The sequence below is a fragment of the Micromonospora marina genome (assembly GCF_900091565.1).
In the GTDB taxonomy this organism is placed as follows: Bacteria; Actinomycetota; Actinomycetes; order Mycobacteriales; family Micromonosporaceae; genus Micromonospora; species Micromonospora marina.
Genome location: NZ_FMCV01000052.1, coordinates 1 through 6813, shown reverse-complemented (window position 1 = coordinate 6813; position 6813 = coordinate 1). Strand labels below are relative to the sequence as shown.

Sequence of the window (6813 nt, the reverse complement as noted above, 5' to 3'; positions counted from 1 at the left end):
CCCGGCACACCGTGCTGGTCATGGCCGCCCTCGCGGTCTGCACGGTCACCGCCGCCGCGCTACGGGAACGTACCGACAGCCAGGCACCCCCACCGACCACACCCGACCAGCCACCACCGGCCGATCCCGGACTGATCCCGCTCACCGTGCCCGAGGTCGGACGACTCCTCGCCGACGCCCTGCACCACCCACCACCACCAGGACACGCCATCGACTGGCTCACCTGGCGACGCCGACACCAGGCCCGCGCCCGCTGGCACCACCAACGCACCCGCCTCAACCGCGAATACGCCCTGCTCACCTAGCAAATGGCGGCTGCCGTACTAGGCGGCCGGCGTCCTCGCCTTCCCCGGCAAGCCGGAGTGCGATGTGCGCGTCGGCAAGGATCTTGTTGACCCGCCACCGGTAGAGAGCCCTGGCCGGCGTGACCGCGAAGCCGCTGTAGTGCCAGCCGCAGTTGTTCCAGTTGTGCCACCAGCGCTCGCGGGGGCGGGCAACGAGGTCGTGGAAGACCTCGATGACCCCGTAGAACACGTCGTCGTCCCACTGCGCCGGCTGTAGCGGCCAAAGATCCGGTATGCCGAGCAGTTCCTGCAGCTTGGCCGACTCATCGACGTCGACATCAGTCGGCAGGTCCACGCACTCGCCTGGGAAACCCTCTCCAGGTATCCATTCCGGGTCAATTCGGCGACCAGGCTGACGAAGCGGCGCTTGGTTTTTTCCCTGCTCAGTGGCGGTCGCGAGGCGTTGGTGCCTGTCGGTGTTCGCTCCGGCCAGTATGGCCGCGGAGCTGTCGCCTCGCGTAGCACATCGGCCCGTTTGATCAGCTCGGACAGGAAATCGGATTGAATAACCACAGGCTGTGTGGCACCCGAAGCCTTCGTGCTGCCTGCAGGGGAGGCTGTAGCCCAAGGATCGTCGTCCCCGAAGGGGCCAACGGCGCGGGTCGGGGCAGCTTTGAAGTCCTCGATGGGCGTTGAACTGGTAAATGCTTCCTCGAGCAGCCACTCCACGCGGCTTCCGTCTGCGTTGCGGCTGGTAGCCACCAGGGCCGACGCCTCGGCCACGAAGAGATCCCGTGGCCAGGCCAATTCGTAGTCGGGTCCATCAAACACAGACCGTAACCCTACCAGGCAAGAAGGTGAATGACCGTCGCGTCCGCAGCCCGTTGCACAGATACTCGCTACGCCCGGCTACCGCCAGACCACGCTAACCGCCTGGCCCGAGGAAGCAGCCGCATGCGCCCGTTTACCCGCAACCGCTGGAACCTCACGGTTGTGCTGCTGCTCGCTGGCGCCGGACTGCTCGTCTGGTCGTGGCTGGCCCGCAGCGGCGGTTGGCTCTCCGGTGCACTGGTGAACGTCGGCACCACGCTTCTACTGTTTGCGCCGCTCCTCGTGGTCGGCCGGTATATCGAGAAGCGGCTAGACGACGTACAGGCCAGCCAGGTGAAGATCAGGAGCTGCGGCCGTGGCTGCCGGGATTGCGGTCTGGCAGGCCGTCAGCGCGGGGAGCCAGGCCAAGAGCGCCCGAGAGCAAGCGGCCCGCGCGAAGGAGTCGGCCGCCGCGGCGGAGCGGCAGGCGCGGGCGGCCGAGGAGCAACTAGCGCTCGCGCGTCAGCAGTATCAGAGCGAGCAGAGGGCGCGAGACGAGGCCGAAGGCCCTCGGTTCCAGGTCGACCAGGGCGTGGACCAGGTCAGCGGTGAGCGCTTCGCGGAGATCCCGATCAAGCTGCTCGCGGGGACGTACCTGGACACTGTCATCATCAGCGCGGCCGGACAGCCGGACGTGCGCGGCTTCGTCCGGCGTGTCGGCGGCCACGGGGCCAACGTCAGGCCGTCGATCATGCTCACCAATCTTGCACCTGGAGCCGCGCACACCGTGGTTCTGGAGCTGGAGTGGAACGCGTCGTCGCCGGTTAACCTGCGCTTGGACTTCGAGTGCCACGAGGGGGCGGGCGGCACTCGCACCTGGAACCGTTCGTACTCCTCGCTGCTGGTGGACTCGCCGCAGCCGCCCTCGATCGTGCGGCGCGTTCGGCGGTAGATCCGGGCGGATCGATATCACGCGAGTCCTTGATCAGGGAGTTATCCACAGGGTGCCGCGTTTTCCACAGGCCGAACACAGACGCGTGCTGACGGAGGAATCGGCGGACTGAGCACGTCAGCGAGGTCGCCGTCCGGGCTGCTGGCCACGGTCGCGTGTAGGTGGAGCCGGCCCGGCCCGCAGGTCACCGACCGCGCCCCCCGCGCCGGGCGTTTCCGGCGCGGGGTGCGCGGCGGCGGGAGCCGCCTACCGCAGCGGCGAAGAGCGCCGCCACGGTACGCCCGACCGGTGGATCTAAGACCTCACATGGTCGTCGATGCATGTCGTGTTGTGCCTGCTGACTTTCGCAGGGGGAGCGGGACGCAGTGGCACCCTGACATGTAGTCCGCGTCCCCCGTTGGGTTCAGGACGGTGACGGGTTGACCGGATATGGCGGCCGGCTGGTGGGCCGCGAACGTACCGGCAACGGTCAACGGTGGCCCCCGTTTACCCCCCGAAAACCCCTGTTAAGGGTCGACCATCTGTGACTGACGTTGATAGGTCGGCGAGGGCGTCTGTGCAGGTCAGTGATGGTCGTTGATGATTGATGACAAGCTTGTAACACCGACGTTCGGTGAGCAGCTCCTGGCGTTTGCGCAGCTCAATGACCAGTTCTGAGGATCAGTGACAAGTTCGGGACCGCCACTATCGGTAAAAGGGGGTCAGGGGTTGACAACAGATGACAAGGCTCGATGAAGTTCGCGAGTAGGAGGTCGTGGATTCAAATCCCCCTCCTTCGCGTTGAGCTGTCGCCGAAGCGAGCGCCGGCAGGGCTGACACCCCCGTCGCCATGAAGGCGAGACTGTCCTCGAGGCTGCTGCCGGACAGGATCAGCGGAAGGGCACGGGCAGCGCATCGCCGGGCCGAAGAACGACTATGCCGTCGAATTCCACGAAACCGTCGGGCTCCAAACCATCAGGCAACCTGAACAACCGCGCTTCCAGACCCCCGGCAAGTTCGCCAGTGTGTGTTGCCGGGATCGGTCCGTGGTTCCGCTCGGCGAGCGCAAACGAGGCTCGGTGGCCGAACAGCCCAACCAACCCGGCCGGCACGAGCTCGTCGCTGGGCATATATACCTCCCGACGCCGCACGCCGGGCTCGATCTGCGTCACGTGGATGACGCTCTTTGGTGACAGCGATTTGCCTGCCGCCACCGGCAACTCCATCCGTTCCGCCGCCGTAATCCACCGGCACCGATGTTCGGCATCAGGCCGCTGCTCGAACCAGGTCGCATCCGCAACCATGAGCGCATCCAACGACGTCGCCATGGGGCAAGTAGGTTCATGGACGAGCGTACCGCCCGACGGGCGCTTGCCACAGTCCGGGCATTTAGGTCCGGCAGGGTGGCCGGTGCGACGTCGACTTGCAGGCACCGTTGATCAAACTCCTCGCCCCGTCAGGCCGCCCCAAAAAGGGGTCTCCGAACCCATCATACTGATCGATGCCGCCAAGGGCGGACATGAAGGAGCCAAGCCGCCATCTTCCGTGACAACAGTGAGCGGAGGCTGGCCGAGGGCGAGGTCGTGGAGGTCAAGCCGGGCCACGGGTCCGGCAAGAAGATCGGGTTCAAGTGGGGTGGTCGATGAACGGCTGGGCGGTGCAGGAGCCGAAGCTCCTACACCGCTGTTGGCCGGCGCTTCGCCGAGGCGGCGGGCGCTCGGCAGGCCCGGCCGGCGGCCAGCCCAGGACCAGCCGAACGAGGCAGCGCTTATGCACGACGTCAGTCGTTGTCCGGCGCTGGAGTGCCGGCCAATTGCCGGATCAGGTCCAGTAGCAGCTGTTGGTGCGCGACGATGTGGGCTGAGTTGACGCTCATCCGGTACCGGCCCCACCGCGCCGCGTACGACAACGCATCGAGGCCACCGGCAAACCCGTCATCTGGTGGGGCCCGGTCGCTTGGCAGGCCATGGTCGACCGTTGGCTCAATATCGCGGGCGGAAGACCGACCTGCGTGGACGCCCTCGTCCGATTCGTTGCGTCAGCGCTCCCCTCGGCCGAACAGGCCAGCCTCGGCGTTCCGCAGGATCTGCGAGCAGTGCTCGCAGATCCTGCGGCTGCTGCAAGCCGCTGCTTTAGCCTTGCCAACTGGCTCTTCGAGATCAGGACAGCCGCCGAGGACGTGGGCCTGTCGAGCGACTGGCAGCGCGCCGTTGATGCGCTTGTCGTAGCCGGTGACACCAGTCTCGCCCGCTACTCTGAGTAGCTAACCCGCCAGCCAGCCCTCACTGGCCAAGTCAGCCGGTGGCCACCTGACCCATTTGTTAACAGAATTGGGTGCACTCGCGAGTGCACAATCGACGCGGCGGGAGAGCGTCCGTAGCTTCGTCCCCGTGAGTGATTCTACCGCTACGGTTTCCCAGGCCCGGCTCGCGCAACTCGCTGGCGTCGCACGAGCGGCGGTCACGCAGTGGCGCACCAGGCACACCGAGTTCCCGAAGCCTGTCGACGCCGGCGGTGACCTACGGCTCGCCGACGTCATCGCCTGGCTTGACACGCGGCCTGTACCCGCCAATCGCCGGGGATCGGACGAGGCTGCCGGCGTCACCTACGGTGACCGGGTGAGGCGCCGGCTCCGGGCCGCCGAAGAACCCGCTCGAGATCGGGTCCACGAACTTGCGGCGCTGGGCACCGAGTTCGGCGGCAACGCAGTCCGGGCCGAGTATCTTTACCTGCTGCTCTGCCTGACGTATTTGCGCTTGTACGACCACGATCGCTGGTCACGACTGACACGCAGCGTGCCGCCGGACGGCGACCCGGGCATGGCCTGGCGGCTGCTGCGCCGTGTCGTGGCGCTGGCCGACGAGTCACTGGCCGCTCCGGACGTGCTCAGTACCTCGGAGGCACCATCGACCAGGCTGCGGCCCCGTTCGTTCGAGCCGGTCCGCAAGGTCATCGCACTCGTTGCGGGCCTCGGCCCCGCCGACTTCGCTCGGCTCCGCGCCGCATATCTGCGGCAGGTGAGCATTGACGGCGACGTCATCTCGACACCCCGAGGCGTCGCCCGGATCATGGTCGCGCTCCTGGCCGGCACCCCGGTCGGCGGCGACGCCTTGATCTACGACCCGTTCGCCCGCTTCGGTGAACTCCCGGCCGAGTTCATCCGTACCGCCGGCGACCCGGCCGCGATGGTTGGCGGCAACCTGGCCGCAGTGCGGGTTCGCGCGGAGCATCCCGACGCGGCCGAGCTCCGGCTGGCCGGTATGTGGTTAGTGGCGTCCGGGACGCCAGCCGAACTCGCCGTGACACCGGCGCCGACGCCCGTCGGAGCAACCTTCGTACTGACCAACCCGCCGTTCGGCAAGCACGTCGAAGACACATGGCTGAGGCACTGCGTCGACTCGCTTGCTGAGAACGGACGGGCCGTCGTCCTCATGCCGTACAGCGCTGGTTTCGCCGGCAAGGCGACGATGCGCCGAGAGCTGGTGGATCAAGGTGCGCTCATCGCCGTCGTGGCGCTACCGGCGCGGTTGTTCTCGAACACCAGGGTCGGTGTGTGCATCTGGCTACTGCGGCGGCCCACTGGACGACCCGCTGCAGTGCGGTTCGTCGACGCCCGCCATCGTGGCCGGGCGAGGGGCCTGCACGTCGAGTTCGACGCGACAGACGTCGCGGGCATCGTCGCCGCAGTAACGGCAGAGGACCAGGCCGAATGCAGCGTCCTGGCGACCCCCGAGGAAATCCAGGCGCGAGGGTACTCGCTACATCCGCCGGAGTACCAGGACCGTATGTTCACGCGGTCGCCGGCGGACGTGGCGCGCGCGGAACTGGAGGCGCTGGCGACCAAGGTCGGCCTACCTTCATACACGACCGGCAGCGGCTGGCCCGGTCGCCCGCTGAACGAACTTTGCGATGTCCGCAGCGGGGTGCCGCACCGGTCGTTGACCGCAGCGGTCGCCCGCGCCGGAACCGCGGGGGTGATCGTGCCGGTCGTGCACCCGCGGCATCTGCGCAGCGGGGTCGTCGAAGCGGCCGACGCCCCTTTGGCCGAGGCCGGGTCGCTGGAGAAATACCGGCTGCGCACCGGCGACGTGCTCTGGGTGCGCACCGGCGCCATGGGTCAGGCCGCGATGGTCGGCGACGCCGAGTCCGGCTGGCTGCCGCACACCAACCTGCTCCGGCTGTGTGTCATCGACTTGGATGCACTGGATCCGGCCTACTTGCTGGCATTCCTGTTGCAGCCCGCCGTGCTGGCCCGCATCCGCGAGCGATCTGTCCGGTCGGTCACCACCTCGATCAGCAAAGGCGTCCTCGGTGAACTTGTGATGCCGCTGCCGCCCCTCGCCGCGCAGCGGGACATTCTCGCCGCGCTCGCCGCGCTCGACGATCACGCGGCCTCGCTGCAGCGCCGCCTAGATGCCGTACGCGCTGCCGAGCCGGTCTTCGGCCAGCATCTAATCCTGCGTTCCGCAGCTCAGCGTCGATATAGTCGGCGTCGCGGTGTGAAGGTGCAGGTCAGGGCGTTGCAGCCTGGCGGGAACGGCGAAAACGCCTAGTGACACGCCTGCCTGTGGATAACTTCCATGAGCTGCTGATCTATGCGTGGTTTCATAGTCGGTGTACGGTCGTGCCTCGTGTACGTGAAGGCGTCGACACGCAAGACCCGTGACGGGCAGACGATCCGCTACCTGCAGTTGGCCCACAACGAGTGGGACCCGGCCGCGAAGGCGTCCAAGACCCGGGTGTTGTACTCGTTCGGCCGCGAGGACCAGCTCGACGTGGCCGGTATCC

General features: G+C 67.3%; 4 protein-coding genes and 1 pseudogene. 3 read left to right on the top strand and 2 right to left on the bottom strand.

The genetic code is table 11. The features are described from left to right. Positions 1 to 305: pseudogene (locus GA0070215_RS27630) on the top strand (IS701 family transposase); the annotation flags it as partial. Here GA0070215_RS27630 and GA0070215_RS27625 read toward each other — a convergent pair. After that, the gene (locus GA0070215_RS27625) at positions 298 to 639 is read right to left on the bottom strand and encodes a hypothetical protein (protein ID WP_091051762.1); all 342 of its coding nucleotides are present in this window, start codon (positions 637 to 639) and stop codon (positions 298 to 300) included. The pseudogene GA0070215_RS27630 and the gene GA0070215_RS27625 overlap by 8 nt on opposite strands. A gap of 831 nt (positions 640 to 1470) precedes the next feature. Here GA0070215_RS27625 and GA0070215_RS27620 point away from each other — a divergent pair. After that, positions 1471 to 2046 carry a hypothetical protein gene (locus GA0070215_RS27620; protein ID WP_091051759.1) on the top strand — a complete coding sequence of 192 codons (576 nt, stop codon included), beginning with the start codon at positions 1471 to 1473 and terminating at the stop codon, positions 2044 to 2046. Positions 2047 to 2915: 869 nt separating this feature from the next. On the opposite strand, the gene GA0070215_RS27615 is transcribed toward GA0070215_RS27620, so the two are convergent. Next, positions 2916 to 3353 (bottom strand): hypothetical protein, encoded by a 438-nt coding sequence (locus GA0070215_RS27615; protein ID WP_091051756.1) that lies wholly within the window; start codon positions 3351 to 3353, stop codon positions 2916 to 2918. A gap of 1062 nt (positions 3354 to 4415) precedes the next feature. Between GA0070215_RS27615 and GA0070215_RS27605 the strand changes: the two genes are divergently transcribed. After that, positions 4416 to 6578 carry an N-6 DNA methylase gene (locus GA0070215_RS27605; protein WP_091051749.1) on the top strand — a complete coding sequence of 721 codons (2163 nt, stop codon included), beginning with the start codon at positions 4416 to 4418 and terminating at the stop codon, positions 6576 to 6578. Positions 6579 to 6813: the final 235 nt, after the last annotated feature.

What these genes read in the sequence shown, in the direction of transcription:
- GA0070215_RS27615 (WP_091051756.1), bottom strand. Translation starts at nt 3,353, where the DNA reads ATGGCGACGTCGTTGGATGCGCTCATGGTTGCGGATGCGACCTGGTTC.